Raw genomic sequence first — 25,902 nt, forward strand, 5'->3', positions numbered from 1 at the left:
ACACTAGGCCCCTGACGAGCCAGCCGGCCCTTGGTCCGCTGGTCCTTGCGCGGGAACGACGCGAAAACCTGCCTGACGTACTCCTCCAGCCCGGCCCGTATCGCCGCCAGCTCGTCCTGATCCATGCCCGAAAAATTAACAGAACGGGGAACGGATTAACAGCCGACACGCCACATCTAACAAAGTACTACTAGGTGCCACGCCCTATAAGGCCTCGATGACCCCTTAACGTTTATCAGACAGTCCGGCAGATCTTTGGATGATTTTCGGCTTCGGGACCAGGATCTCATCCAGGCCGTACGCGACGTCCAGGGCTGTAACCGCGTACTCTCGAACAGTTTCGGACGGGATGGAGAGTCCTCCGCGTGGGCGGCCTCGTTGCGAAGCCGGCTTAGCCCGGCTGCCGCTGTCCCCAGATCGTGAGGAACGGCCTCGACACGCTTCAGCTTGTAGTGAATCGACCCTTGCCTTACCTGGTGAGGAGCATAATCGAATGCTGAGGAAACTAAGGAGGACCGGGTTCACGCCGCCCCTGCCGTACTCAAATCATGACTGGCATTGAAGACTATGCAAGTCAGCGGCCAATGAGCAAGAAACAGCCGATTCATTGGCGCCGGGGATGTGCACCGTCTGTAGGATTGCTTCAAGACGGACGCAAAGCCAAACGGAAGAACGCGAGGAGAACTTGGTTTGGACCACTGCAGGCGCATTCCAGGAGTTCTTGTCGACAATAAATCTCCCCGGTGATCACCGGACGATCGCCAACATTCGTAAGGACTGGATCGTACGACTGCGTAGCGGTGGCCTCAATATCCTAGACGCCTTCACAATGGGGTCGATTCCCAGATACACCGCGCTGCGTGATCACGCAGATTTGGACGTTATGGTCGTCCTTCATTTTGCGGAGCACATAAAGGGCAGAACTCCGGCTCAGGTGCTGTCCAGTGTCAAAACTTCCCTGGGGTCCGGAGCGGGGAACGTGAGACGCAACGGTCAAGCTGTGACCATGAAATTCCTGTCGTGGCCGAGCGTGGACGTGGTGCCCGCCTCGAGGCTGGTAGACAAAGCGAAGGCTGTAACAGGCTACGAAATTCCAGATATGAATCGTGGCGAATGGATTCGAACGAACCCACCGAGCCATTCAGTAGCGATTACCGCCGCTGTAGGGCAGTACGGGCCAAACTTTAGGCACGTGGTCAAAATGATCAAGGAGTGGAATCGCCGCCAGGACGTGCGCATGCAGAGTTACCACATTGAGGTCATAGCTTTAAAAATGACCACAAGTTGCCAGGATCATAGCTGGGCGATCCTTCAGTGGCTTGAGACAGCAAAGGGGGCAGGCGATAAGCCAGTGGCGATCCCTGTTTGGCCAGAAGTTCCCTACCTACGGCTAGCTCCCCTTCCAGAACACGGGCAGGTAAGGACTAGCTGTAGGACGGAAAGTCGGCGCCTAGGATGATTTTCCAGAGGCGGAGGGATTCTTCGTGGTTCCCCGACGCCTCCGCTTCACCTGCAGCAACAGCCCGCTTGTGTGCAGTGCTGAAGCTCGACACCACGTCCGACCGGGAGCGTTCTGACAGGTACAAGTCCAGTCGTCCGGAGTGCCCAGACGGATCCTTAACCGGAAGCCACTTTGAAGCATGTTCGAAAAAGACTCGCAGATTAGCGCGCTGGTTGTTTCCCAGCGTTGTAAACATGCTTGCTGCAACAGTCTCAAGGTGAAACGAGCGCATCCGGCTAGAGTGGGCCCGATTCCACTTTTTGAGCAGCTGAACCAGTGGTTTTAGGTTCGATGCGTGCTGGCCGTCTTGAGTATTTAGCCATGAAGTGCAGGCTTCTGGATCCGTCGTGATCCAAGTGCCGTCGCCTGCTGGCAGCAAGTATCCCTTCGAAGCGGTGAGGACCGGGGCTATATCGACGTGGCCGCCATCAACGTAGAAGAGCCTCACAGCCTGGCCCCGCGAACCGACAGTTTCAACCCTTTTCCCAGCCAAGGCATCTCTGACTCTGTAAAGGAAGCCTTGGCTATTTGACTTGTACTTTTCATACAAAGCGGGAGCATTTGCAAACACGGCCATGGCATCGACGTCATCAATGGGCCGAATGATGGTTCCCTTTGCGGCCGATCCCATAAGTGCCATCCTGTGCAGGGGCATGTCTGTGCCGTCGAACTCGGTAGACAGAATATTTCGGGAACTGTTGAAGCGAGAATTCACAGAGTTCCACTGATTGACCGTGGGAGCGATGGCCGTGACATATTCACTAAATGCTGCAGCGGTAGTTATCGCCACATTACGCTCGCTCTCCGCTGATATTTTCCAGGAATCTGGCGGATGAATACTTCATCGCTCTCTCATTCCAGCCATAGACCAGCTTGTAGATTGGTTCCGGTAGAGGCGGGGCGCTGGACCTGATCTGGTACTGTGCGTCCTGGTTCGTACGCAACCGTGTTTCTGTGACCGCGCGGGACTGAGCTTGCTCGTCCAAGGCGTCCCCCAGGACCTGCCGCTGTCTCGCTGCTGTAGCGTTGCCGCGTATTACTTCGTTCAGGGCGATGACGCCGGGAATAATCGGTAATGCGATGCCAGCCAGAAAGTCCCCCAAGGACATACCTTTGAGCACCGCTATGAGCAGGATTGCCGAAAGAGAAATGGCCCCCAGCATGGCTGTGACGATGTAGTAGACGGTATGAATCCTCTGACTGTAAACGCACGCTATGCGTTGGGCCAGGAGAACCGCCATCGGGCCGGGCAGTCCGGGTCTGATCTCATACCAGCCCTGTAGTTTGTGCCTTTTTATTGCTTTCTCGAACCCGCCAAGGCGGTCTGAGATATGTTCCGGGGCAACCTTCTGGCCCAACGCCTGATTCCAGGGCAACCCAAAGACAATACATTCAAACTGTTCCAGGATCCTGGCAGCCCGAACGATCAACAAGGACTCCCACGGGGAAAGTAGCAATGACAGAACGACCCAGATGCCGGCCAAGGAGCCTACAAGATTGTCGGTCAAAACGTCAAGGGTGGTGACCACCGGTCCTAAAAGGGTAATAGTAAGGGCCCCGCCGATTCGGACTCTCCTGATCCACTTCGCAATTCCAAAGATGCGACGCTGGGCAAGCAGTAGTTCTAGGGCTCCACGTTCATCTTGGCGCTCCAGCAACTCGTCGCTGGCAGCCACGAGCCGTGGCGAGGCACTGTTGATCACATGCATCATCCAACCACACGTTGCCCGGGTATCTCCCATCGCCCCTCGCCGGTCTGGGGCGGCGCCATGCTTCGTTTGCCTATGCCGAACAGGGTGGGTCATGCCTAGGCCCAATTTGCCTCGGCGTAGACGTCTATGGGTGGAAAGTGGACCATTTCGCTGTCCATTGATGATGTCGACAGACGTATCCACTCGCATGCCGGGCGTAAGAAGACGGTTTAAGGTCGTCATGCACGCGGCACATGACCGGGGAACTCTACTTCATCGGAACGCTACCTTGAGCCATGTACGGCTGGGGCTCGGCAAGTAGTCGAGATTCTGCCTAGGAGGACCCACCTCCCAATTGAACAATCACTGGCAACAATGGTCAGGTGAGTCTTACAACCCAGACAGGCTCGATTGACCAGCAAAAGTGCTGGTCAGCGGGCATTTGGGCTACCCACCTCTGCACTGAGAGTTTGTGCGCCTCGCCAACAAACTATCTGCAGAGGTGGTCCTCTGCCGGTGTCAGTGCTCGGGGGCAGTTCGGTGATGGCAGTCTCTCGTTGCCATGCACCTCTGGCATTCCAACTGGAGCGGCAACGGAAGCGCCCCAGCTCCATTACTGAGTTGGCCGGGCGACTGCGGCAAGCAATCCATCAACGTGCACGGGGCGGCCGACTGCTTCCCGCATTCATTTCGGCGACTGACCGGTGCTCCACGCGAGCCCTCGGAGCCCTGATCTCGACGCACTGAGCGACCCACTAGCCCCGCCGGGGGTACCCGACAGGGACTCCCGGGATTGGCGTCCCTGCTCGTACCTTTGAGGAATGAATTCGAAGGACGAAGCACAGGAGTTCCTGATGTCCCGCCGCGCGCAGATCACGCCGGCCCAGGTCGGCCTGCCCGACTACGGCGAGGAGCGGCGCGTGCCCGGGCTGCGGCGCGAGGAGGTCGCGTCGCTCGCCGGGGTGAGCCTCGGTTACTACACGCGCCTGGAGCGAGGCGACGTCGGCGGCGCGTCGGAGAGCGTGCTGGGCGCGATCGCCACAGCGCTTCGGCTGACGGAGGCGCGCACTACTGAGGGCTGCTCCCTTGGAGGGGAACGAGCCCTCAGTAGTGCGCGCCTCGCTCCGACGCCTTGTCGACAGCATCAGCGTGCCCGCGATCGTGCAGACGCCGCGCCTGGACCTGGTTGCGGCGAACGACCTCAGCCTGGCGCTGTTCTCCCCGGTCTTCGAGGACCCGCGCGGGGCGAACTTCGCGCGGTTCAACTACCTCGATCCGCCCGCCCGGGACTTCTACGTCGACTGGCTGCTGGCGCGGCGGCCGGCGCGGCCATCCTCCGCCTGGAGGCGGGACGCAACCCGCTGAACGAGGAGCTGACGGCGCTGATCGGCGAGTTGTCCACGATCAGCCCGTACTTCCGCGAGGACTGGGCGCGCCGCGATGTCGGGGTCTGAGGAGGATCGGTACGGAAATTCACGTTTAGGAGGTTATGGTGCGAATTCCGGCCTTGGATGGCGGAACTCTTTCGGATCTACGCGGTGGTGTCGCCTGCACGTTTGATGGCGCGGTAGACGGTTGAGCGCACGACCGCGAACAGTTCTGCAAGTTTGACTGTCGTGTGCGTCCCCGCCGGGTGAACGGAGACCAGGTGCGCCTCCTGTGTTTTGGAGAGCTTGGGCTGCTTCCCCCGGAGGCGGCCCTTCGCCTTGGCGACGGCCATGCCCTCCCGGGTTCGTGCCCGGATCAGGTCCGCTTCGAATTCGGCGACCATGGCCAGGACGTTAAAGAGGAGCCGGCCACGGAGCACGAGAAACGCCAGGCCTACCCCGACGCCGTTGACCAGGCTCACGCCGACTTAGCCGCGCTCCAGCCGAGCACCTGACGTTGGCCAAGACCGGCCCGGGTCATCGCTGGTCAGCCATATCCGCCTGATTTTTCCCAAGTACTACGGCGATCCCGAGCAAGGTGGCGCAATCAGCAGCTGAGCCGGAACCTTGCCTGTACCACCATCGCCCGCCGTGGGCCAGGTCGTTCAGCGTTTCCGCTCGTTCACCGGTGAGGATCCCTGGTTTCTTGGATGCCTGGTGGCCTTCAGGACGAGCTGACCGACTCCTATCAAGACCATTCTCCCGTCGGCGAAAAACGGCAGTAGATTGACGGCATGTCCGAGCGCCACAGGAATCGCTATCCAGGCCGGGACGCCGGCAGGGATGGTCAGTGTGCAGCACAGAACCCCGGCTAACGGGCCCGAGGTTGCCGTGAGGATGTTGTGTATTCCCTGCATGCGGGGTGCGGCTATCCATACACCGGTCAAGGAATTTTTCGTTGTCCCGGCGCAGGAATCCTGGAGGAGCCATCGAAGGACTGTCAGATGAGCGGTCTCATGGAGGATGAGGGAGCTCAAGCATACTGCGAACCCGATCAGTGCTGCCGTGAGGGGGTCATTGAGCGTTCCTGTGGCGAGAGCGGCTATGGTTCCCGCCGCGAGGAAGACGGATGCCATTGTCATGGCGGGCAGGAGGGCTGCGCGGAGCACAGAGAGGAGCGCACCGCTGCTTCCCGAACCATGGCGAAGGTTCCCTGGCATCCGTCCACGCCGCCGGATCTGGATACTTGTGGATGAAAAGGTTCCGGGTCGGTGGGCAGATGTGGGTGTCCTGAGCTGATCACTGACCCGCCATTTCCGAGCGGTGCAGTCCCATCCACCGTCCTGTCAGGAAGTACGCCGCGACGACTGCGATCATCATCATTAGCTGTACCAGGACAATTGCGAACAGACTGCCGGATGCTGCAAGCGTTGACTGTAGGCCGAAGGTCAGGCCGATCAGGCCAATCACGGCGACTGCTTCGGACACGGCCCCGCCAATTGACTGGTCCCGGGACACCGGCAGCAAAAGCCCCAGGATGCAGCTGGCGCACATTTCCACGAAAAGCATCGGCAATGCCATCATTAGATCCACGGGCTGGGCGTCCGTGAATAGGATCAGGGCTGTCCCGTAGAAACCCATCATGGCCGCCCAAACTACGAATACTGCCATGAATTTCGGCATGACCCATGATGTCGGTTGTCCTGCGACCCGGTATATCCAGTGGTGACGGCGGGTTGGGCCGTAACATCCGATGCCTAGGGCACTGGCGACGCCCAGCGAGATGTAGAACAGGCCCAGGTCATCAGAGCCGGCAATCGCAGCAGAAATGACAGCTGCCACGCACAGTCCGTTGACGAACAACAGCAGCACGGCGTTCGAGGGGAAGCATAGCCACTGTCGAAGCTCGAGGCGGAAGAAGGATTCGTCGTTGGCCTTCCGGCGTTTCCGCCTCCATCGGAGTATTGGATGCCAGGCTGTGAATTCCGGCCGGGGCACCCATTCCAGCAATTGCAGGACGCCCAGCATGACCAATGGAGCGGCTGCGACCAGCGTCACGGTCCACCATGCCGGGGCTGGGCCGCCGAGTAGCCACGCGAATACCTCTCCCAGCGGCAGCAGAACGCCTCCGCTTTCCCTGCCGTTCATAGGCAGTGTGCCGATGAACGCGAACAGGAGAAGGCCCGCGGTCAGCAGTCCGCTGATTCCCTGAACGATGACTCCGTTCCGACCCAGCGACCTTCCTATGATCACCTGCCCCAGTTCGATAAGAACCTGGGTCGTAAGACATCCGAAGAGGGCTGCGAATAAGGCATAGCCAAGTCCGGCCACTGCGACGCGTACGCTCCCAGTGAAGACGAACTGAAGGGCGAGGGGGCCTGCGACGAGAAGCCCGCCGAAGTAACCCACAGAGACGGTGAGCCACCGCACGGCCGCCCGGATATGGGCCTGTCGGACGGGGAGTACCGAGAGCATCTCGGTGAGAAGCGTCCGGCTCGGGGCATACAGTACTGCCATCAGCGTGGCCAGTGCAGGCATTGTAAACACCACACCGGCTACGGGGGCAGCGATCTGCCATCCCATATCCGCGTCCAGCCCCAGTTGATGACCCAGCTCGACGCTGGACCACGCAGTCCAGGCCACCATCGCGGTGAGGATCCCGGACACAAATGCTCTTGCCCTGTTCTTCGACCCCAGCGACCGGGCGAGATCGTTGAACCAGATACGCCAGGTGATGCCATGGACTGCAGCCATCACGGTCAGTGCCGGCGGAGGAGGCGAAGGCCGGCGGAACCCGGTGATGCTCATTGCTTCCGGCCGGCGCGCTTGGACCCCTTGCCGGCCAGCCAGATCAGCGTACCGGCCACCAAGGCGAGGCCAATCGGGCCCAACGGGTTGAAAAACATGCTTGTTTCCGGGGCTCCGACCTCATTGGTGGTTGATTCCACCACGACGAACGCCGGAATCGACAGGCTGCCGTTGGTGAGAAAGGTGACGATGAATATGACGAGCAACGTCAGCAGCGCCACCACGATTCCGATACCGAGGGACTTAGCGAAGTTCACATTCTCTCCCGTGTGTGAAGTGACTCTGGTTACGGTGACCGCAGCAGTCGCTGCAGTTCCTTTTCCTTGCCGATCATCGTGGCGTGCAACCCGGTGGCGTGGACAAACAATTCCTCCAGGGATCGGGCGCCGTTCTCTAACATCAGATCCCGTGGCGTTCCGGAGGCGACCATTGTTCCTTCAGCGAGGATGACAACTGAATCGCAGAATCGTTCAGCCGCCACGAGGTCATGGGTGGCCAGGAGAATGGCGCCGCCTTCTTGTGTGAATGTTTTCAGCAGCGCATTCATCAGCAGGCCGGCTTCCGGGTCAAGACCGCGCATAGGTTCATCCAGGATGAGCAGTTCCGGCCGATGGGCCAGGGCCAGAACCAGCTGAAGTTTGCGCTTCATGCCGTGGGAATAGTCCCCGACGTATTTATCCAGATGCGAGGACAAGCCGAGTAGCTCGGTGAGACCGGAAGCGGTTTCGTTGGAGAACAGCGGCCTCAGGCGGCGGTAGAAGGAAATGGTCTCGGAGGCCGTGAGGGACTCCGGCATCGGCAGATCGTCCGGGAAGAAACCAAAATGGTCCTTCGCCTCCACTGATTCGTGCGGGGCGCCGCCGATGAGGATGCTGCCGAAAGACAGTTTGATGAACCCGGTGATGCAATGCAGGGTGGTGGACTTGCCCGACCCGTTGGGTCCCAGAAGTCCCGTAATCGCACCCTGAGGGACAGCGAAGGAGAGATCCTGGACTCCGTGCCGGGTTCCGTAGGTTTTGGTCAAACCCGTCACTTGCAACGGGTCAGGCAAGTTCGCCATTGTTTTAATCCTCTCCTAGGGCCATCGGCCTAGTAGCAGCCGAGTTTGATGCCGATCTTGACTCCCCAAGGACCCCTAACGGCACTAATGTCGCCGGTGAAGCCGTCGTAGCCTGATTTGCGGCAGTATACCCATGCGGCTGCAGCGGCGACCACCAGAATGCCGATTAGGACCAGCCAGACCCAGCGAAATTCGCTGGACTTCTCCAGGGCCGAATCCACGGCTCGGGCGATGGCGTTCTGGGCGGATATGTGCGCCCCAATTGCATAATCTGTGAGTGCAAGCATTCACTTATTCCTTTCGATTTGTTGATGAATTGCCAAATGGCATTGCGGATTTCGCCCAGAAACAAACGCGGTTCAATTCCGCCCGTTAGGGCGCAGGAAAAGAAAGACCGTCAAGTCGATGGGTTGATCCAGTTAATTTGTTAATCAGCCAGTGCCGTCTTCGAATGCATGCTGGGCAGTCGAACGAAATCGTCTGATAAGAGGTCCGGAGGCAGCATGCGGGCACTGAGCCACTTGCCATCGATGCTTGAGTTATACGACAGGCGCGATGGAACAATGTGGCCAATCTGCGGAGTACTCAGCGGGCGGCTGCTTGACGGGTTTCCCCTCAGAAACAAACGCTTCTCGAATCCCCCAAGAAAAGGGTAGAAAAGATACACCTGCAAAGTCAACGGGTTAATCCAGTTAATTTATTAATCGCCAAGTGCCACGTTCCCAGAGGCGCGTACTCGGGCCCGCCGCGTCCCAATCGATGAACACCCACCGTTCGCCCCCTTGCATATGCAGCGCAGTCCTTTGGAGTGCTCTTTGAAGGCCAACCGGTTCCAGAGGCAGCTGCGAGGCTGCGCGCTGTTATTGACGGTTATGGGGCTGACGAGGTCCTACGGGAAGCGGCGAGCACTCGCACGCTGCGGCTGACTATGTCCTACGTAATCAAGACGCCTGGAAACAGGTCCTGACCTAGATTGCTGCTGCCGTGCAGGGACCCGATGAAGGATCCTTTACCGGACAGTCTCTTGACCCTTAGGCCTAGCAACACAGGCCAATTGGGCCGATCGGCCGTCAGCTCTTCTTCAGTTCCTCGGCGAGCATCACGAGGATGCCGCTGGGACCGCGGACGTACGTGAGCTTGTAGATGTCCTGATAGGTCGCTACGCCGCGAAGCGGATGGCAGCCGTGCCTCGCGGCTGTCTCGAGGGCTTCGTCGATGTCGTCGACCGAGAAGGCGACGCGGTGCATGCCGATCTCGTTGGGAAGCGTGGGCTTGGTCTCGATCGCTTCGGGGTGGATGTACTCGAAGAGCTCGAGGCGGCCGTGGCCGTCCGGCGTCTGGAGCAGCGCGATCCTGGCGTGGTTGCCGTCGAGGCCGACGGCGGTGTCGGTCCACTCGCCGCTGACCGTGTCGCGGCCGAGGACCGTGAGGCCGAGGTCGGTGAAGAACGCGATCGCGGCTTCGAGATCGCGGACGGCGATGCCGACGTTGTCGAGTCTGATGGCCATGCGTTGCATTCTATCGAGCCGGGCCGGTTGGCTCCGGTGGCGAGTCGGAGCATGATCGAGTATGCATAGGGGGCTCAGCCCGGCCCTCGGCCTTCGGGCAGACTCGCGCGTGCTCGAACCGGGCTGCGGCCATGAGCTCTACGTCGAGCGACTGGGCCGCCGTGGCATCGAAGTGCTCGGCATCGCGGACAGGGAACCCAGTGGTGGTGCCGCGGAGTGCCATGGTGCGAAGAGACTTGGCAGATTGGGGAGATTCTGCCTAGGTGCACCCATCTCTGTTCTCATCCATGACTGGCGCAAACTGGGGTGAATGTGCCTAGGCAAAACGCCTCGACCTTGCCTAGGCACAAGCGGCTATGAACCGGCATTTTCCCTGCCCACCGCTCTGTTGAGAGTTGGTGCTGCTCTGCCGCGTTCGCCACCGTGGCTGGGTATCGCGGCTCAGAGAATGGTCACGACTCCGGGCTCTCCCATTCGTCGCTCTTCGTGAACTCCTCCGATGCGGCGTTCCAACTCCTCGGGGTGCGAGATGGGCAGCAGGCGGTGGGGGCTCCAGAGGGGCAGGCGTGTTGCAGCAGTGTACGTTCGAGGACCGGCTCACGGACGCATAGTCCGCGATTGTGAGGCACGATGGGGTCATGGCTGCGAGAACACGAATGTCGCCCCAACCAGATACGGTGCTTGACGCCCTTGAGAACTCACTCGGCGCTAAGCCGACGCATCCAGAGCTGGCCATGCTGAGTCTCGCCGAGTTGGACCAACTCGCGGGTGTGTTAGGTGAGTTTTGGCTGGTTCAAGCAGACGAGGCGATCTCAGATGGAGCCTCGCTTATTAGCGGATGGAGGAGCGCCTACGGAAGTGAGCCATCTTTTCGCGAGGATTTGAGTGACTCGCTGCTGTACTACCCGAGGCTGCTGTTACTCGACCCGCTCGCCAACTTCTTCGATGATCGATCCGCGTTGCCCGACACCAGGGGTATCCGCTATCGGCGTGGCGACGGGGCCGACAATGTTGTGCATGCCGGAGCACAGATCTGGAGCCGAGATGGTTCCTACGAGTCGCTCCGGGAGGACCCCGCGTCGGCCGCCGCCCGGTTCGCCGGAATCGTCCACAACCTGTATGCCCACGCGCAGTACGTGCCGTCGTCCGAAGCCGAGTTGACCTTATTGAGGAAGAAGGTCACCGTTGGAGCGCACCACATGCACCCCGAGGCGGTGCTCCGAGAGGTGTCTCGCGTCGCCGTGCCATCGATCGATGTATCGGTCCGGCAGGCGGCGGCTATCCGCAAATCGTCGAGCGACTTCGAGGACTGGCGGAGTGCGTTGCGTAGCATCCAGCGCGGAGCGTCAGCTGATTCACCTGACGAGCTGCGTCAGCGCGTCGAAGACGAGTTGCGGCCCCGAGTGAATAAAGTGCGCCGCGACCTCGAGAGCTCATCGCTCAAGGAACACGTACGAACTGACGGCACGGACGTGATCATCGATGGCGCTCTCGGGTTCTCCGTTGCCTTCGCGACCCACGAGCCGCTTTGGGGAGCGGCCGCCACTGTCGGTTCGGGGGTATTGCAATGGATCCGCAAGGCGTACACGAGGGCTCGGCCGACTGGGGCGGATGCTGTGCTGACCACCCTCCTACGCGACCCGAAGTAGGAGCTCCGAACGAGAGTTCAGGTGCCCGGTAAAGGTCCTTCACCGGCGAATGTCAGGTGCGGCTCTGTCCGTTTCGCAATTCGAATGGCGACTCCAAAACCGCTCAGGTTATGTACCTCGGGGACGTTTGGCGTAAGGCTGCATGCGCCAGGGCGGTAGTACGACCCATTCCGGTTCGGGCACGGAATTGCTTGACTCGGGCCACTCGCCGGACGTGACGAATAGGAAAATGCGCATGGTCTCTTGGTAGAGCCATGGCTGGAGCTGGCCCAGGAGCGCCATACGACCTTCGAAATGAACCAATGGCCATGCGTCGACGTCCCACAGTGCAGGCTCCGCGTCGGAGCCCACAGGGCCGTCATATGTGACCTGCATCCAAGGGTTCTCCCAGGCCCGATCCTCGGCCGATCGGTTCTCTGATCTTCGGCGGCGGCCTCGGGGACTTCTTCGGCCTGCGGACCTGGCTGCTGTCTATTCTGGGGGCCATCATCGTGCTGGCGATATTCGGTGCCTTCAGCGGGCGTCGAAGCAGGATCTGAACACGCTTGCGGGGCCGCGCCTCCGCTAATGTAATGACTTCACCGGTCCGGTTGGCAGTTCCTACCGGCCTCCCCGGGGCATCATGATGTGGCCGATCCGGGCCAGCAGGCTCGTAATAGTTCTGGCCTGGCGCGAAATGGTCAATCGGCTCGCAGACCGGCATCGCCAGCGTTTCCGGAACCGTAGCCATCGCCTGCGCGATCGCCTTTGTGATCTGTGGAGAGATAGCCCCCGTGGCAGGCGCACTCTCCTGGGTTGCCTCCGCAGTCGCCGTCTCCACAAGCGACCAGACAACCTCCTGCCTGTCTGGCCGCTCATCCTGCCCGGAAGCGATTGTGGGCGCCGCGGTAGCTGCAGGCGCAGGCAAGTTTGGTGTCGGAGGAAAGGCACTGGCCGCCCGCGCTACGTCCATTCATAGCGTCTTGGATCCCATCGCCCAGAACATGAGAGTCACGGCCGTTCTGAGCACGAAGGAGGGAGTGAACGTCCTGGCGTCTGGTGGTCGGGATCTGACTGGCGCTCAAAGGGCAATGGCCGGGGCTGACGATATGATTGCTTTATCACCCAAGACGCATGCGGAAGTTACGGCTGTCAACGGCGCCTTAAGCGCGGGCCTTACTCCGCAGGGTATCGGAACGTCCCATCCCATTTGCGGTGCGTGCCAGAATTTTCTAAAAAGCAAGGGGGCCACCATTACAAGTCCAACAACGGCCTGGTGGTGATCAAGATGCAAGCACTGCGAATCTATGATGAGCCCGCCTTGACGGCGAGGCTCGGGCAACTGGACCACCCGGCAAAGATTGCCTTTTCGGCGGCGTGCGCCCAACGCTTGATGCCCTTGTTCGTAAGATATGCGAAGAAGACTGGTACAGATGCCCAAGCCCAGCGGCTCGGGGAGATCCTATCGACTGCCTGGGAGGCCGCATCAGGTGGTCCTGTTGACGTGCGGGGGCTTGACTCCATGGCCGCCTCTTTCGGCCCTTCGGATGACGCTGAATGGGTCTTTGAAATGGGTTACGCACAGAACGCAGCGGCCGCCGTGGCTTACGCCATCAGAACCTGCCTAAGTGATGACCCTCAAGAGGCGGCGTGGGCTGCAAGACAGCTGTATGAGGCCGCAGACTACGCCATCTCCCAGCCCGACCTCGAGCAAGTCGAACTATATGTCCAGAAGGTTGGCGAGTCCCTGGAAAGGAATGAAGCAACCCTGACATCCGACGTAGTCCAGACAGCCCTGGCCTTCTTGGACAGAGACCTGGTGGTTGTGGAATCTGCGCCACCATCGTGGGAGGGTCTTCGGCAGCAATCAGCTTCGGAAGGCCTTTCATGGGCGGCCACGCTCCGCTAGAGGACGGGCAGGCGAGCCCATCGCATGAACCCCCGACGGGGTGAGGCAGGGCTCACTACCCCGTCACGGGCGGATCGATCATGTCTGGAGGCCTTGTCCTTGTGCGCCGCCAATTGCCAGCTACGTGGCGCCGTTCGGGCTTGGGCTGCCCGGATGGCTTCAACACGCTCGAATGGACAAGGATCGGTGAGGCAGGCCAAGTGCCTTCGGAGGCTGAGCGAATAGCCGCCCGGCATGCCGGTTTTTCAGCAATATCGGCCGAGAGCTACCCGCTGTCCGCAGCCGCGACAGGCACCATGGCCGGCTACATCTCCACGGAGCAATTCATTTGGGGACTGCACAAGGTGCTTGATGGACTCGTGGTCTCTGACCCCGGCGCCGAAATCGTCAGCGGAGCCGTAGACCACAGCGTGTCGTGACAAGTGAACATATGTTGGGGAATCCGGCAAAGAGGTGCTATCCGTTGTGATCGGCGTGCTGATTGACTGAATCATGACCAAGCCGACCAAGTGGTTGGGCGACGGTCGCGGACCAGAAGATCATTTCCCGCCGCAAAAAAATTGGTATCCATAAACCGCAGCAGATTTTATTTATGCAGCGTTGTATCCTTCTCGTTGTGGCCGTTGAGAACGGCACGGCCAAGGCACACGGTACCGGGCTCAGCCGATACGCGTACCTATAAAAAGGAATATCGGATGACCAAGGACGAACCAGAGTCCTTTCTGCCAGCACACACCGGCGCAGAGCCGTCACCGGATCCGGGGGGACCGGCGGCACCGCGAGGGGACATGACCCTGCGCGAGCAAGTGTTCGATGTGATCAACGATGTCCTGGACGATACTTGTCCAGAGCGGGAATGGGCCAAGAACCAGTTGCGGGAGCTGTTGGCTGCGCACCCGGACGATCCCGAACGAGCCCTCCTGGAGCACTTGATCATCACAAGGAAGCTCACAGAAGCGGTCGAAGACGAAGCCCCGTCGGCACTCGGGCAGTTCTTGTCGGGTTCGTCGGCGCCGGAGGAGCCCCGGACATTGAGGGTTCCCTTCGCGAGACGCAGCAGGAAACGGATTGAAGCATTTCTCGGGAACAGGATGTTGCTGACCGCCTTCCAGCCCATCCGGGAATTGCCGGACGGACATGTCACCGGTTTCGAGGCGTTGACCCGGTTCGTCAGCAAGGATGGCGCCAGCGCGGACACGTGGTTCCGGGAAGCAGCCGCCATAGGGCTCGGGACTGAGCTGGAAATAGCGGCGCTGCAATGCGCCCTGTCCGCTGCACTGGAGATCCCCCAGCAGCTGTTCGTGGCGTTCAACCTCACCCCCGAAACACTCACCCACACCCGGGTCCAGGAGTTGCTGGAGACCGCACACCTGCCGCTGGAACGGATCATCATCGAGCTGACCGGCCGCGCCGGCGATAGCGTCTGGGACGACCTCATCCGGATCCTGACACCGCTGCGCCATAATGGGCTGCGTGTAGCTGTCGACGGCTCCGGTCCGGGCTTCACCCCGACAGAACACGTCCGCAGGCTCCGACCCGACATCATCAAAGTCGATCGCACCTTCATCGAGAGCATCCTCAGCTCCCGCAGCTCGGGTGATCCTGCCGTGATCGAACTGGCCTGGGAAGTCGGGGCAGTCCTGGCCGCCGAAGGCATCGAAACCGAGGCCGAACTATCAGCCGTCATGCAAGCAGGGATGACCGCCGCCCAAGGCTATATGCTCGGCCGTCCCTCGGTCCACCCGCTGGACTGGTCAGCATGGACCATCCGAGCAGAAACCGTGCCGGCCCGGACCTCCGCAAATGACACCACCCTCTAGCGCGCTGCCGCCACTTCGGGGTCTGAATGCGTCGGAACGCTCGACTGACAGGCTGTAGTTCCGGACCCTTGCGATGGGGCGTTGATGTACCGCTGCTGTGGCCATGGGCCTTGCTGGGCGACGCGATGAAGCGGCATCGAGAGCCTGAGCTCAAGATCAAGATTGGCTCAAGAATGATCAGGAACGACGTAGGGGTAATGGGCGGGGTGCGACACTCGGTAAGTTAGCTGGCCGGGCACCCAGCTTTCCCCAAAGAGCTGCAGGCGCCCACAGAGCCCCTGCGTTTATGTCATTGATGCAGGGGCTCTTTTACGGAAAAGCCACCTGCCAGATTGGGGTGGCCCGTGGCCCGTGATCACGGTCCTCTTGTACGTGGTCGGACCCAATTTTGTCTAAACCACTCGTTCCAACAGTGCAGACGGCTCCGGGCATTTCCTGCAATGGTTCGGACAACGACATGAGGATCGGGGGGAGGGTTCCACCATGGGTGTCCCAGAACCAAGGAAGTGAGAGACTGCCGGTTACTGAAAAAGCGTGTCGGGCATAGGGGACCCTTTGACCGGACAAACCGGACTGAAGCCTGTCTGGACGGCCGGCGGCGGGGCATAGTCTTCTACCGCCAGCTGATTCTGCCAACCGATTGTGATGACGCGTTGATCGACGAACTGAGCAATTTCATCATCACGGGAGCCCAAGCATGACCACACTGACCGACCAAACCCTCCTGATCACAGGAGCGACTGATGGGCTGGGCTACGCGCTTGCCCGCCGGCTGGCAAAGGACGGCGCCGCACTCGTCCTGCATGGCCGACGACCCGACGCCCTTGAACGCGTCGCCAACGATATCCGCCGTCCCGGCGTCGAGGTATCTTGTGTGCTGGCCGACTTTGCCGAACTCGACCAGGTACGTGCCATGGCCGATGAACTCACGGCTGACGGAATCGGCATCGATGTGCTGGTTAATAACGCCGGTGTCGGCATAGGGCAGCCTGATACGACCACACGGGCCACCACGGTGGACGGCAACGAGCTGCGATTCGCCGTGAACTACCTCGCGCCCGCACTCCTGATGTCCCGGCTCCTCCCGGCCATGCAACATCGGCCGGGATCCAGGATCGTGAACGTCGCGTCCGCGGGACAGCAACCCATCGACTTCGACGACGTTATGCTCACACACGGGTACAGCGGGACTCGAGCTTACTGCCAAAGCAAGCTCGCGCTCATCACCCTCGGGTTCATCCTGGCGGACCGCATCCCGGCACGTCAGGTGACGATCAACAGCCTCCACCCTGGGACCTACATGCCAACCAAGATGGTGTTGGAATCCGTCGGCCATAGCATCGACAGCTTGGAAACAGGGGTCGTGGCCACCGCACGGCTGGTCGCTGATCCAGGCCTGTCCGACACGACCGGGGCGTACTTCAACATCACCCGACGTGTCCGTGCCAACGCCCAGGCATACGACAGCATTGCCCGTCGGCGTCTGATCGACATCACAGAATCGCTCATCGGTCAGCCCATCGTCTGAAGGCCGCATATCGCGAGCACTCGAGGGAGTGTCACAACGGGAGTGTGCGGTTCCAGCTCTTACGGCGTGATCAGCCGATTCTGCCTACGGTCCGTCGCCCAATCTGCATAGGTCAGACCCACCCCTGCTCTGAACTATGTCTGGCAAGACTGTTTGAAAATTTACATGGGTTCTAAATCAGGCAATTTCGCACATTTCCGCAGGTCAAAGCTGTTCCTATTACCCATCTCTGGAAAATAGTTAGTGGCCCACGAAAGTTGAGTTAGATGTCTTCGATACGCCCTCTGAGACTTCACTCGGCTCGAAATTCTGCTGACCACCTTCGGGTCGCGGCTGTTTGGCCGTGTCGGCATGGGTTGGGGATGGGTGTCGCAGCCCTGCGCGCCGCATGCCCGGTGCCCAGAGAGGAACCAACCCGGAGTCAAGAGCTGGTGGGGATTGTGACGATCTTCAGCCTGTGCCTATGCAGCCCGGGGGAGAGGGGTTCGCGACTCATAACCCAGCCCGTCACCAACGCGATTGAACGTGGCAACGTTCCTAGCCCACTGCTCGTCACTGCCAGATCTGGCCGCACAAGCAGCGGCCGGCGCCGAGTTGCGCAGCATCCGGACGCCGATGTCCACCAATTCCGACCCTGCCGACCTGGCCTTCGATATCTACCTCCAAACCCGCGTCCTCCGATGCGCCTGTGGCTTCCAAATGGAGATCCCCGACTAGATTTCTCAGTCGAATGATGAGTAGGTCCCCTTTTGGACGTCCACGCCTACCCTTCCGGTGGCGGCGACTACTCCGGGGTGCGGGGCCTGAACGCGCTGCTGGCCACCGTCAGCACGAAGGACACCGCCCCGGTCATCCTCGCCCAGCGGCTCAGATCGAAAATGCCCGTCGCCTCATCGCAGGCGGCGAACCGGCAATACAGGTGGCACGTGATCTGGGCATGTCCAGGGCGACTCTGTACCGGCGCATCGCCAGGAAGCGCAACACTGGATCAGCGCCCAAGGCTAACGGCTCCCACAATCCTCCAGTACAAGTTACTCATCATTGACTTGTCGGCTGACGGCCAAAGGAATACCGGGCACCTCGGGGGAGCGTCGTGCTGTCCTGCGGCCACCGTGTACTAGCCAGTAGACGGTTCTTCCCCGTAAGTTGGATAAGACGCCATGTGGCGCGCTTCACACTCAGTGAACCAGATGATCCTTTTGCCGGAACAGAACGACCGGAACGCAACGCCGCGTCCCGGACCCGACGAGACCTGCCGGGCGTCGCCGCCCGGCGTTCAGGAGGACACCCATGACCGGTACGTTTGAACTCTTCATCGACGAGGACACGAGCTTCAGATTCAGACTCAAAGCCCCCGACGGAACCGTGGTGGCCGTCTCCCGATCCTTTACCGACAAGCCCGCTGCGGTGTCCGGCATCCGTGACGCGCGCGAGTATGCCGGAATGGGCCTGATCACCGATCTGTGCCCGGAAATCCCCGTCCACGGATCATCAGCGCCTAAGGCTACCGGTGCCCGGCAAGCCCTGCGGCCCTCGGCTGACCGTCCCACCGAGGCGCCGAATCCCGGCACCGGGGCGCCGCAGCGTACCACCGCCACGGGATCCTACAGGCCGGCAGCTCCACGCCGGGTTCGTGTTGGGTCCGATCTGCACAAGGTTGCCTGAGGCACAGACCCACGGTCAGGAACACCCCGGCAAACACGGGAGGCGGCCGAATCGTGAACTAATTCCCGACGTCGGTGACTTTGTTGTCTTCGGATGCCTTCGGCGTTAGCCCAGGTAGTCGGCAAACTCCCTCTCCAGGAACTGTTTGGGCCTGGCACCGATGACGGCGGCCCGCAGCCTGCCGGCGTCGAACAGCAGGATGGCCGGGATGGAGGTGATGCCCAGCCTCGAAGCGACGCCCGGGTTTCGGCAAATTGCTGCAAGGCACGAGATGACGCAGGAGGCCAGGCTGGTCAGCGGTGTCGCCACTGGAAGGGTGGACTAACCACCAGCGCTTCGCCTGCACCTTCCACCCCTGTGGAAGGTGCAGACTTTAGTCATAGGAGGAATCTGCGCCTCCTTCCGAGGGGGCGTGCCCGGCCGTCCGCGCATGGATGGAAGGAAGGGGCGTGTCAACGCACCCAGGGGATCAAGGCAGGAATGGCGTGGTGTCCACTCTTCGTCTCATACCGCTGCGGCTGTTGTGTTGCGGGCCACCGCAGCTGATCGTCACCGGTGCCATCGGCGCGGCCGGTTCAGTTCTGGCCCCCCGTGGTTGGTTTTCATCAGTCGCCCTGGGCGCCTATTCACTCGTTCAGCCCAACCTGGACCTAGTTGCTTCCCAGCTGACGAAGAACATCGATTTCAGCGTCTTTGCGGGCGCAGCCCGGGTCGCAGAGCAGTTCGCGGCACAGCAAACGACGTGGCTAAAGAACATCGCGCCGGCACTCGCATCGATGCGCGGCAGCGACGTTGTACTGTCCCTGACATCGCCATCGGGGCGTGTCATCGACCGCGGCGTCCACAGTGCTGATGTCCAGCACGAAGTCGGCCCCACGTTCGAAAGCTACCACCTCAGCGCCAGCGAGCCAGGGACATGGACGGCCACCTTGTTCGGAGCGCAGGTCGCGCCTCAGGGGGAGCCGACCCGGCTGTCCGTCTGGCACACACCTGCTGTCAACCAGGACCCGGTTGCCCGCTTCAGCCTCAATCAGGACGGCCGAACGGTCACCGTTGACGCGGGCGCAAGCACGGACTCCGACGGTAACGTTATCGACTATCTGTGGGAGTTCGGTGACGGCACCACAGCCACGGGAACCACTGCGACCCACACCTATACGACCGCGGACACGTATCTGACGACTCTCGCCATCCGGGACAATGCCGGCGGGGAAGCCTTCGCATCGGCAGAGCAGGCGGTAACCATCTCCAGCTACGACTTCACCGGTTTCTTCCAACCGGTAGCGGCGGCACCTGCCATCAGCGAGGTCAAGGCGGGCCGGGCCATGCCAATGAAGTTCAGTTTTGGCGGAGACTACGGCCTCAGCATCATCCAGGCAGGATCCCCCACATCCGTTCGGGTCGAATGTCCGGCAAACACTCCCAGCAGTGCAGTGGCGCCGACGTCAACGGCCGGCGCTGGCACCCTGAACTACGAATCCGCCAGCCAGACGTACAACTACGCGTGGAAGACTGAGGACAGCTGGGCCGGGACGTGTCGGATATTCAACATGACGCTGAACGGCGGCAGCTCACACCAAGCGATGTTCAAGTTCGTCCGGTGATTTGGAAAGGTGCGCCGGCCATGAGTCAGGAACCGGCTTCAATCCGCCGTCGAGGCTGGCCTGGGGTTATCCTCTGGTCGATCCTGGTCGTCTCGTCCATCGTCCTGATGGTTATCGGTTTGCTGAGGTCAACGTTCTTCGGTTACACGGCGATACCGGAATTTGTAGAGGACGCACGAGTCGGCAGTCTCTACCTGCTAGCCGGCTCGGCCACCTCACTCACAGCTGCACTCTGGTCGTTCTTGCGAGGCCAGCCGCACTGGGTAACGGCCTGCGTGGCAGCGCCCGCCATCCTAATCGGTGGAGTCGCCCTCGTGTGGCCTTACAGCTTGTTGCGGCATATCGTAGCCGTCGGTGCCCTGCCAGGAGCGATCGCGGGAATCATCGGCGGAATGGTGCACCGCGGTTACCGCCGAATCTGATAGAGGGGGCACCTCACCAGTGTCAGGGCGTTGCGGCCCTCTGACGAAAAGAGGGCAATGGTGATGTACGCGAAGATTGCCATGTACGCGCAGCCGACGACGAGAGCGATGATAGCCAACCCGCGGCCGCGTTCATCCGTGGTCTTGATCTGGTTCAGGGCGATGAGCCCCAAGACGATGCCGGTCGGCCCGATAAAAAACGATGAGACAAATGCGGCGATGGCCAGAGTGTTGACCCTAGCAGGCACGGATCCCTCGCCCCGCTGCGACGGTCCTGGTACTTGATATTGAGGAATGCTCATCGGTGACGCCCTTCCGTGTCCCACACAAGTGCCCCGCGGAGATGCTTAGAGGCACAAGGTATCAAGTCAGGGCGGCCTTGTGCATCGGCCAACAGGACTTGCCTGCGGGGATACCCCGCCTTATGCCAAGAAAAACCACATACGACGAAGTCGAGCGGCGCCTCGCTGCGGCGCTGCTCACTCTGCCGAAGAACCTCCCAAAGGATCCCTGCTATCCATGGCTCATGGTAAAGACGCCCCGCGGTGCCAAACCAGAGCGAACCGCCTGTTAAGCGGCACCAGGAATGGCCCCGGCACGTCTACAAACCGGCTGCCCGCTGGTGAGCCTTTCCATCGGCTCCGCCAAGATGGTCCGCTTCCGAGGAAAAACGCATTCCCTGAACCTTCGCCCACGCGCTGAGAGCGTACTCCCACAGAACGCTCCACTCCTCCGAATCAACAGAACGCAGGACAATCAGCACCCCGGAGGGGCCCACCTGATAGGAATAACGCCCACTCTCATCATCATCAAAACGCTCCACCCGCCCGCTGCTCTCATGAACCAGCACTGACATCCCTGTCACTCCTTCACCCATCGAACTGGCACGGAGTCTACCCGCAGCCGGTGGAACCAACAGCCCCAAAACCACAACAACCCGACCAGACCTGCAACCGAGCCCGGAACAGTAGCCCTCGGGGAACTCGGACAGGCCCGGCGCACCAAGCGCTGTGGCCAGAGGTCTTTCAGCCGGAACGACACACACAACTACCGGGCGGGCCAGGGGCCGCGGCCACAGGAACCACGGGGCGCATGGCGCGTTGCGTGGCGCAGGGGGATTCACCCGGAGGTATTGCAATGAGGCAACAGGGTCTCGTCCTTGTCACTTTCCTAAGTCGTCGGGACAAGCGGGTCTGTCAATTATTCGGTGTAACTGGGTTGTCTTTTCTAGCTCCAAGCGGCCGACAGGCGTCCGTCGAAAGTGATCTCGAAGGCGTTCAAAGCGGCCTTCCAACGGTTACTCCAGCGTTTTCGGCCCTTGCCGGTGGGGTCCAGGCTCATGATCGCCAGATAGACGAACTTCAGCGCGGCCTGTTCGGTGCGGAAGTGGCCGCGGGCGTTCACAGCGCGGCGGATCCGGGCGTTTATGCTCTCAATCGCGTTGGTCGTGCAGATCACCGTGCGGATCTTTGTTCATGTTGTCCAAGCCGTGGATCAGGGCAAGGGTCCGGAGGGCTCACGGACGGCGAGAGACTGTAGCGAAAACTGCGACGGTCTCTTATGGCGTTGATCAGCCGGGCCCGACGTGTCCGTGCCAACGCCCAGGCATACGACAGCATTGCCCGTCGGCGTCTGATCGACATCACAGAATCGCTCATCGGCCAGCCCATCCTCTGTAGGCCGCACATCTCGAACAGGGAGTGTCCCAACTGGAGTGTGCGGTTCCAGCTCTTACGGCGTTGATCAGCCGATCCTGCCTACGGTTCGTCGCGTCAATCTGCATAGGTGAGACTCTCGCTGACCAGGAAGGCGTAGTGCTGCGGGGAGATGGGCCGGTCCGCCGTGGCGAAATCGAGGGCCACTCCGTGGTCAAGTGACACGGTCATGAAGGACCACATGGGTTGGGGTTCTGGCAGTCCGAGCACCTTGGCCAGGACTCCGCCGAACGGCGCTTGTCCGTTGCGTAGACGATGGTGTGGTTGAAAGAGACCGTCATGGTGACCTCCTCAGATGCGCGGTTTGAGTCCATCTGACGTCCATCGGCTCGGCAATTGCAAGAGCCCCGGGCCGGGAGCGGATTTTGCTGGATCATGTCCCACCAGAAGTTGCCTACCGTGTGATTACAAGGGGCTGGAGTTTGCCCATTCGAATGATTGAGCAGAATCCGACGCCCATGCGCGTCACCCTTGGCGGCGCTGTCGGCAAAGGGAGCTGCCTGTCCGGGGCGCGGGGTTGAGAGGGAGCGGGTGCTGCCCCATGCGCTCCGGGCCTGAAGGCGTTTCCGCAGACATGACAGGACCTGCGAGGCGATTTTCCTTCGCCGGTATTGTCCGGATCAGGTAATTGGGGTCGCCAGTCAACCTTTCGACCTTCTGGCCTCTCAGCCTTTCGGCTCCCTCGCCCGTCCCGCAGGCCACTTAAAGTATACGCGTCCGGCGCGTCTGGAGCATCCAGAACTAGGGCCTAAAGACCCTGGTCTTCGGCTTCCCGGCGGAAAGAGCTCCCCGCCCAAGCAGATAGCGCTGGCTGCCGGCAAGCTTCCAGGACAGCAACAGCGGCTGCGTCGGCTCCTCGCCGAACGGATCACCCGAATCATGGTCAAGCCCTTCATGGACATCTCGACCATGATCGAGGAACGGCTCACGCAATGCTGCGTTCATGTGGGCACGAAGAGTGACGCCGGCGATCATCAGTGTGCTCCGTTCTGTGCTGTCCAGGCGTGGCCGGCCCTGGCCAGGCAACGCATGAGCACAGCCACGGGCACACGGCTTCTCCCAGTCCGCCAGGTCTGAGTCAGCGATAGGAAGCAATGATGAGTTCCGCATCTGATGCCCGGCGTATTGCAGCCGGGCCATTGCCGTCGCAGCTGGTGCGCTCCAAGCACGCAGGCCGGCACGGACACAGCCCTGACCCTGAAACGGATCCGCAGTCCCCGCCGACCTTCGACCCGCTGCGGCTCTGCATCTTCGCGACCATTGCCCTGCTCGGCTGGGCAGCCGGTCCGGTGGCACTGGCCGTGTTCGCCGCAGTCGGATTCGCAGGCTATTGGAAAGCACGACGGAGGGGCCTGACGAAATCGAAGTGCTACCTCCGCGATACGAGGCTGGTCTTGGCCTACCTGGGCATCCTGTTAGCGGCTGGGTTGTGGGGGATATATTCGCTGGCAGCTCAACTGTTCGGCCTTTAAACCAACAACAGTGTGCGGTCGTCAAGTTCTTGAAACGGGTCGTTGTTGATTTGCCTCCAGGGCCTAAATGGTCTCTCCTTCAGGACCCTTCAGTTGGCGCACACCTCTGAGGCTGCCCGGACCAACCAACGCTTGCCGTTGTCTTGTTGAGTTGACCCATGAGTTGGCGGTTCGCCTCCCGGGCGGCACCTAGTTCTTCCTCTTGGTCTTGGAGCCTGGCTTGTAGTTCTTGGATCTCGCTCTGCAGTGTGTGGTTCTGCTCCTCAAGGCTTTGGCGCGTTGTAATGGTGGCGGTGGCTACTGCCGTTGACTGGCCGAGTAAACGTCGGCGCGGAGGTCGAGATGTGTCGGTGACGGTCGAAAACTGAGAGCCACGGTGACGGTTGAAAACTGAGCCACCTGTTCAAAACGATTGGGTGGGTGATCACAGTAGAGGATTGGGATGCACTTCTGAACAGTTGTCGGTGGCCACAAATTACTCCACGACCTCAGGCAGCCGTTCACCGTAAAATTTCTGTCGTCAGCAGCTCGTCCGCATATCCATCTGGGTCCACCGATGCCAGTGGCAGCCCTGAAGCATTGTTCAGATATCGTCCGGCTTTAGCTCTGCCGTCCCACATGCCATACGGCAATAGCGGACCGCGAGACTACGCCCAGCTTCCTCAAGATGTTGCTCACATGGTTTTCCACGGTACGTTCGGAGAGAAACAACGTCTGAGCTATGACCCTATTGCTATGGCCCTCGGCCACAAGCGCCGCCACCTCGGACTCCCGTACGGTGAGGAGCTCGCCGGAGCGGCGGAGCCGCCCCAGCTCCAGGCGTGCCATCGCTGCGAAGGGCGCAGCGTTGATGCCCTCGGCCAGCCGGATCGCGGTGAGGAAATGCTCGCGGGCTGCCTCGGGGTGACCGAGCAGGGCCGCCAACTGACCCAGGTAGTAGGCCACCGGCCCTGAGGACGGGGTCTGTGAGTCAGCGATCGACTGGAAATTCTCGAACGGCAGGAGATCGCTGTAGAGAGCCGACGCTGTGGCGCGGTCCTTGAGATATACGCAGAGCGTGGCATTGCCTGTCGCTGCGATGAGCCACTCCGGGGCACGCCGGGGGAAATCCTGGAGGTGGGGGACCATGGCCTTCCACAGGGCTTGTACTTCCTCTTTCCTGTCCATTGCGGCAAGGATCTGCGCCAGCCAGCCCTTGGCAAAGTACGGCGTGTTCTCGAGCCTGGCCCGTACGGTCCTTTCCGCCTCCTGAAGTCCGATCCCAGTCAGGACCGCGATGTTCGAGGTCATCACCAGATGCAGGAATGGAACCGTTTCGTCCTCCGCCTTCGCGCTGAGCCGCAGTGCAGTGTCTGCATGCAGGAGCGCCTCGGAATACCGGCCTTCGAGGTGCAGCAGAACGGCCCGGATCAGTTCCAGCCTGCATGTCCACAGTTCCTCCCGCATCCGGTTGGCGATGCTCGTGAGGACCTCAAGCTCCGCCGATACTTCCACGATCCGCCCGAGTTGGAGGAGCGCGTCGATGCGCCAGAGGAGACCCCAGGCAAGGTATTCGTCCGTCCCCTTCCGCCTCCCGAGCTCTACGGCACGGTCGGCGACCGCCAAGCGGTGGCTGACATGCTCGGCGCCGAGGAATCGGGCATGACGGGCATGGAAACCGAGGAACGCTGTATCGGGGTCTTCGGCGGTCATAGCGGCGGTGTCTGCTTCGCTGTCGAGATCAAAATAGCGTTCGCTGACCCAGACGCTGCCGGTGGCGGCCAGCTGCGCGCGAACGCGTGCACAGCGCACCGGATCGGAGTCGTCGAGCAACGCGAGTGCCTCGAGGCACAGCGCGTGCACCTGGGCCTTGACCGGAGAATTCGTGATGCCGCGGATCACTACCGCGGCATCTGCCATGGCGGGCCCGTCACCGGTCTCCCGTGCGATGTCAGCGGCAGCGTTGCAGGCTTCCCAGGCCAGGGCGACGTTGCCGGCGTGAAATCGGCTCCGGGCGAGTTCGAGCAGGAGGTCAACCTTGCGGATGGGGGAAGGTGGGGTTTCGTCTACGAGATCGATGGCGGTGCAGAGGAGGGCGCTTGCCTCTGCATATTCGCGGCGGGCACTGGCCACGCGGGCTGCCCGGATTGCGGCCTGCATATGCCCCGCTGATCTGCCTGCCCACGCCGTCATGTGCCCATGCTATGTCCGTCCTAGGTACTAAG

The 25,902-nt window shown here is 60.9% G+C and carries 21 protein-coding genes, 6 pseudogenes and 1 riboswitch; of the genes and pseudogenes, 13 read left to right on the forward strand and 14 right to left on the reverse strand.

All coding sequences use genetic code 11. The annotated features are described in order from the left end of the window. The first annotated feature begins 619 nt into the window (after positions 1–619). Positions 620–1,459: a hypothetical protein gene (locus J7I89_RS26010; RefSeq protein WP_374102034.1), complete on the forward strand. Its 840-nt coding sequence runs from the start codon at positions 620–622 to the stop codon at positions 1,457–1,459. Here J7I89_RS26010 and J7I89_RS21230 read toward each other — a convergent pair. Continuing rightward, the gene (locus J7I89_RS21230) at positions 1,425–2,291 is read right to left on the reverse strand and encodes a nucleotidyltransferase (RefSeq protein WP_214974436.1); all 867 of its coding nucleotides are present in this window, start codon (positions 2,289–2,291) and stop codon (positions 1,425–1,427) included. The genes J7I89_RS26010 and J7I89_RS21230 overlap by 35 nt on opposite strands. A gap of 1 nt (position 2,292) precedes the next feature. Continuing rightward, positions 2,293–3,204 carry an S-4TM family putative pore-forming effector gene (locus tag J7I89_RS21235; RefSeq protein WP_214974438.1) on the reverse strand — a complete coding sequence of 304 codons (912 nt, stop codon included), beginning with the start codon at positions 3,202–3,204 and terminating at the stop codon, positions 2,293–2,295. Positions 3,205–4,046: 842 nt separating this feature from the next. Here J7I89_RS21235 and J7I89_RS26015 point away from each other — a divergent pair. Beyond that, positions 4,047–4,247: pseudogene (locus J7I89_RS26015) on the forward strand (helix-turn-helix domain-containing protein); the annotation flags it as partial. A 106-nt stretch (positions 4,248–4,353) separates the two neighbouring features. Continuing rightward, a pseudogene (locus J7I89_RS26020) lies at positions 4,354–4,646 on the forward strand (hypothetical protein). 77 nt (positions 4,647–4,723) lie between these two features. Here the strand turns inward: J7I89_RS26020 and J7I89_RS21245 are convergent. From J7I89_RS21245 to J7I89_RS21270, 6 genes and pseudogenes are all read right to left on the reverse strand, one after another. Further along, positions 4,724–4,990: pseudogene (locus J7I89_RS21245) on the reverse strand (recombinase family protein); the annotation flags it as partial. Between the two features lie 868 nt (positions 4,991–5,858). After that, positions 5,859–7,313 carry a hypothetical protein gene (locus tag J7I89_RS21250; RefSeq protein ID WP_214974441.1) on the reverse strand — a complete coding sequence of 485 codons (1,455 nt, stop codon included), beginning with the start codon at positions 7,311–7,313 and terminating at the stop codon, positions 5,859–5,861. 50 nt (positions 7,314–7,363) lie between these two features. Beyond that, positions 7,364–7,624 carry a thioredoxin family protein gene (locus J7I89_RS21255; RefSeq protein ID WP_214974443.1) on the reverse strand — a complete coding sequence of 87 codons (261 nt, stop codon included), beginning with the start codon at positions 7,622–7,624 and terminating at the stop codon, positions 7,364–7,366. Between the two features lie 29 nt (positions 7,625–7,653). Beyond that, positions 7,654–8,391 (reverse strand): ABC transporter ATP-binding protein, encoded by a 738-nt coding sequence (locus J7I89_RS21260; protein ID WP_214974445.1) that lies wholly within the window; start codon positions 8,389–8,391, stop codon positions 7,654–7,656. Positions 8,392–8,456: 65 nt separating this feature from the next. Beyond that, positions 8,457–8,714 carry a hypothetical protein gene (locus tag J7I89_RS21265; RefSeq protein WP_214974447.1) on the reverse strand — a complete coding sequence of 86 codons (258 nt, stop codon included), beginning with the start codon at positions 8,712–8,714 and terminating at the stop codon, positions 8,457–8,459. 783 nt (positions 8,715–9,497) lie between these two features. After that, complete coding sequence (locus J7I89_RS21270; protein ID WP_214974449.1) at positions 9,498–9,935, reverse strand: VOC family protein; 438 nt, start codon at positions 9,933–9,935, stop codon at positions 9,498–9,500. 638 nt (positions 9,936–10,573) lie between these two features. On the opposite strand from J7I89_RS21270, the gene J7I89_RS21275 reads away from it, so the two are divergent. The 8 genes and pseudogenes from J7I89_RS21275 to J7I89_RS21305 all read left to right on the forward strand — a co-directional run bounded on the left by J7I89_RS21275 (position 10,574) and on the right by J7I89_RS21305 (position 18,485). Further along, entirely contained in the window at positions 10,574–11,584 is a 1,011-nt protein-coding gene (locus tag J7I89_RS21275) for a hypothetical protein (protein ID WP_214974450.1), read from the forward strand. A gap of 407 nt (positions 11,585–11,991) precedes the next feature. Then, positions 11,992–12,123, forward strand: a pseudogene (locus J7I89_RS25400) (GlsB/YeaQ/YmgE family stress response membrane protein); the annotation flags it as partial. A gap of 716 nt (positions 12,124–12,839) precedes the next feature. Next, the gene (locus tag J7I89_RS21280) at positions 12,840–13,472 is read left to right on the forward strand and encodes a DUF416 family protein (protein ID WP_214974452.1); all 633 of its coding nucleotides are present in this window, start codon (positions 12,840–12,842) and stop codon (positions 13,470–13,472) included. 200 nt (positions 13,473–13,672) lie between these two features. Next, a complete protein-coding gene (locus J7I89_RS21285; RefSeq protein WP_214974454.1) occupies positions 13,673–13,891 on the forward strand; it encodes a hypothetical protein in 219 nt (72 codons plus the stop codon). A gap of 276 nt (positions 13,892–14,167) precedes the next feature. After that, on the forward strand, positions 14,168–15,292 hold the full coding sequence (locus J7I89_RS21290) for an EAL domain-containing protein (RefSeq protein WP_214974455.1): 1,125 nt from the start codon (positions 14,168–14,170) through the stop codon (positions 15,290–15,292). 697 nt (positions 15,293–15,989) lie between these two features. Then, positions 15,990–16,820, forward strand: a complete 831-nt coding sequence (locus tag J7I89_RS21295; RefSeq protein WP_214974457.1) for an SDR family NAD(P)-dependent oxidoreductase — start codon at positions 15,990–15,992, stop codon at positions 16,818–16,820. 865 nt (positions 16,821–17,685) lie between these two features. Continuing rightward, a pseudogene (locus J7I89_RS21300) lies at positions 17,686–17,865 on the forward strand (helix-turn-helix domain-containing protein); the annotation flags it as partial. 245 nt (positions 17,866–18,110) lie between these two features. Then, on the forward strand, positions 18,111–18,485 hold the full coding sequence (locus J7I89_RS21305) for a DUF1508 domain-containing protein (RefSeq protein WP_214974462.1): 375 nt from the start codon (positions 18,111–18,113) through the stop codon (positions 18,483–18,485). 105 nt (positions 18,486–18,590) lie between these two features. Here the strand turns inward: J7I89_RS21305 and J7I89_RS21310 are convergent, their stop codons facing one another. Further along, entirely contained in the window at positions 18,591–18,794 is a 204-nt protein-coding gene (locus tag J7I89_RS21310; protein WP_214974464.1) for a co-chaperone YbbN, read from the reverse strand. 140 nt (positions 18,795–18,934) lie between these two features. On the opposite strand from J7I89_RS21310, the gene J7I89_RS21315 reads away from it, so the two are divergent. After that, positions 18,935–20,089 carry a PxKF domain-containing protein gene (locus tag J7I89_RS21315; RefSeq protein ID WP_214974471.1) on the forward strand — a complete coding sequence of 385 codons (1,155 nt, stop codon included), beginning with the start codon at positions 18,935–18,937 and terminating at the stop codon, positions 20,087–20,089. Positions 20,090–20,495: 406 nt separating this feature from the next. Here J7I89_RS21315 and J7I89_RS21320 read toward each other — a convergent pair whose 3' ends face one another. The 4 genes and pseudogenes from J7I89_RS21320 to J7I89_RS21340 form a co-directional block, all read right to left on the reverse strand. Then, positions 20,496–20,759, reverse strand: coding sequence for a DUF4190 domain-containing protein (locus J7I89_RS21320; protein ID WP_214974473.1), 264 nt, complete (start codon positions 20,757–20,759; stop codon positions 20,496–20,498). A 353-nt stretch (positions 20,760–21,112) separates the two neighbouring features. Further along, complete coding sequence (locus J7I89_RS21325; RefSeq protein ID WP_214974475.1) at positions 21,113–21,367, reverse strand: hypothetical protein; 255 nt, start codon at positions 21,365–21,367, stop codon at positions 21,113–21,115. 371 nt (positions 21,368–21,738) lie between these two features. Then, positions 21,739–21,981, reverse strand: a pseudogene (locus J7I89_RS21330) (transposase); the annotation flags it as partial. Between the two features lie 825 nt (positions 21,982–22,806). Continuing rightward, positions 22,807–22,920: riboswitch (TPP riboswitch) on the reverse strand. Positions 22,921–22,967: 47 nt separating this feature from the next. After that, positions 22,968–23,201 (reverse strand): hypothetical protein, encoded by a 234-nt coding sequence (locus tag J7I89_RS21340; RefSeq protein WP_214974477.1) that lies wholly within the window; start codon positions 23,199–23,201, stop codon positions 22,968–22,970. Positions 23,202–23,323: 122 nt separating this feature from the next. Here J7I89_RS21340 and J7I89_RS21345 point away from each other — a divergent pair, with 122 nt between their 5' ends. Beyond that, on the forward strand, positions 23,324–23,698 hold the full coding sequence (locus tag J7I89_RS21345) for a hypothetical protein (protein WP_214974479.1): 375 nt from the start codon (positions 23,324–23,326) through the stop codon (positions 23,696–23,698). A gap of 600 nt (positions 23,699–24,298) precedes the next feature. On the opposite strand, the gene J7I89_RS25670 is transcribed toward J7I89_RS21345, so the two are convergent. After that, the gene (locus J7I89_RS25670; protein WP_285290252.1) at positions 24,299–25,870 is read right to left on the reverse strand and encodes a LuxR C-terminal-related transcriptional regulator; all 1,572 of its coding nucleotides are present in this window, start codon (positions 25,868–25,870) and stop codon (positions 24,299–24,301) included. Between the last annotated feature and the right edge of the window lie 32 nt (positions 25,871–25,902).

Source organism: Arthrobacter sp. ISL-5 (assembly GCF_018613835.1).
GTDB lineage: Bacteria > Actinomycetota > Actinomycetes > Actinomycetales > Micrococcaceae > Arthrobacter.

Excerpts from the sequence above, each read along its gene's own strand:
- J7I89_RS26010 (WP_374102034.1), top strand. The coding sequence starts at position 620 with ATGTGCACCGTCTGTAGGATTGCTTCAAGACGGACGCAAAGCCAAACG.
- J7I89_RS21250 (WP_214974441.1), bottom strand. The coding sequence starts at position 7,313 with ATGGCTGCAGTCCATGGCATCACCTGGCGTATCTGGTTCAACGATCTC.
- J7I89_RS21265 (WP_214974447.1), bottom strand. The coding sequence starts at position 8,714 with ATGCTTGCACTCACAGATTATGCAATTGGGGCGCACATATCCGCCCAG.
- J7I89_RS21270 (WP_214974449.1), bottom strand. The coding sequence starts at position 9,935 with ATGGCCATCAGACTCGACAACGTCGGCATCGCCGTCCGCGATCTCGAA.
- J7I89_RS21275 (WP_214974450.1), top strand. The coding sequence starts at position 10,574 with ATGGCTGCGAGAACACGAATGTCGCCCCAACCAGATACGGTGCTTGAC.
- J7I89_RS21290 (WP_214974455.1), top strand. The coding sequence starts at position 14,168 with ATGACCAAGGACGAACCAGAGTCCTTTCTGCCAGCACACACCGGCGCA.
- J7I89_RS21295 (WP_214974457.1), top strand. The coding sequence starts at position 15,990 with ATGACCACACTGACCGACCAAACCCTCCTGATCACAGGAGCGACTGAT.
- J7I89_RS21305 (WP_214974462.1), top strand. The coding sequence starts at position 18,111 with ATGACCGGTACGTTTGAACTCTTCATCGACGAGGACACGAGCTTCAGA.
- J7I89_RS21325 (WP_214974475.1), bottom strand. The coding sequence starts at position 21,367 with ATGTCAGTGCTGGTTCATGAGAGCAGCGGGCGGGTGGAGCGTTTTGAT.
- J7I89_RS21340 (WP_214974477.1), bottom strand. The coding sequence starts at position 23,201 with ATGATCGCCGGCGTCACTCTTCGTGCCCACATGAACGCAGCATTGCGT.
- J7I89_RS21345 (WP_214974479.1), top strand. The coding sequence starts at position 23,324 with ATGAGTTCCGCATCTGATGCCCGGCGTATTGCAGCCGGGCCATTGCCG.
- J7I89_RS25670 (WP_285290252.1), bottom strand. The coding sequence starts at position 25,870 with ATGACGGCGTGGGCAGGCAGATCAGCGGGGCATATGCAGGCCGCAATC.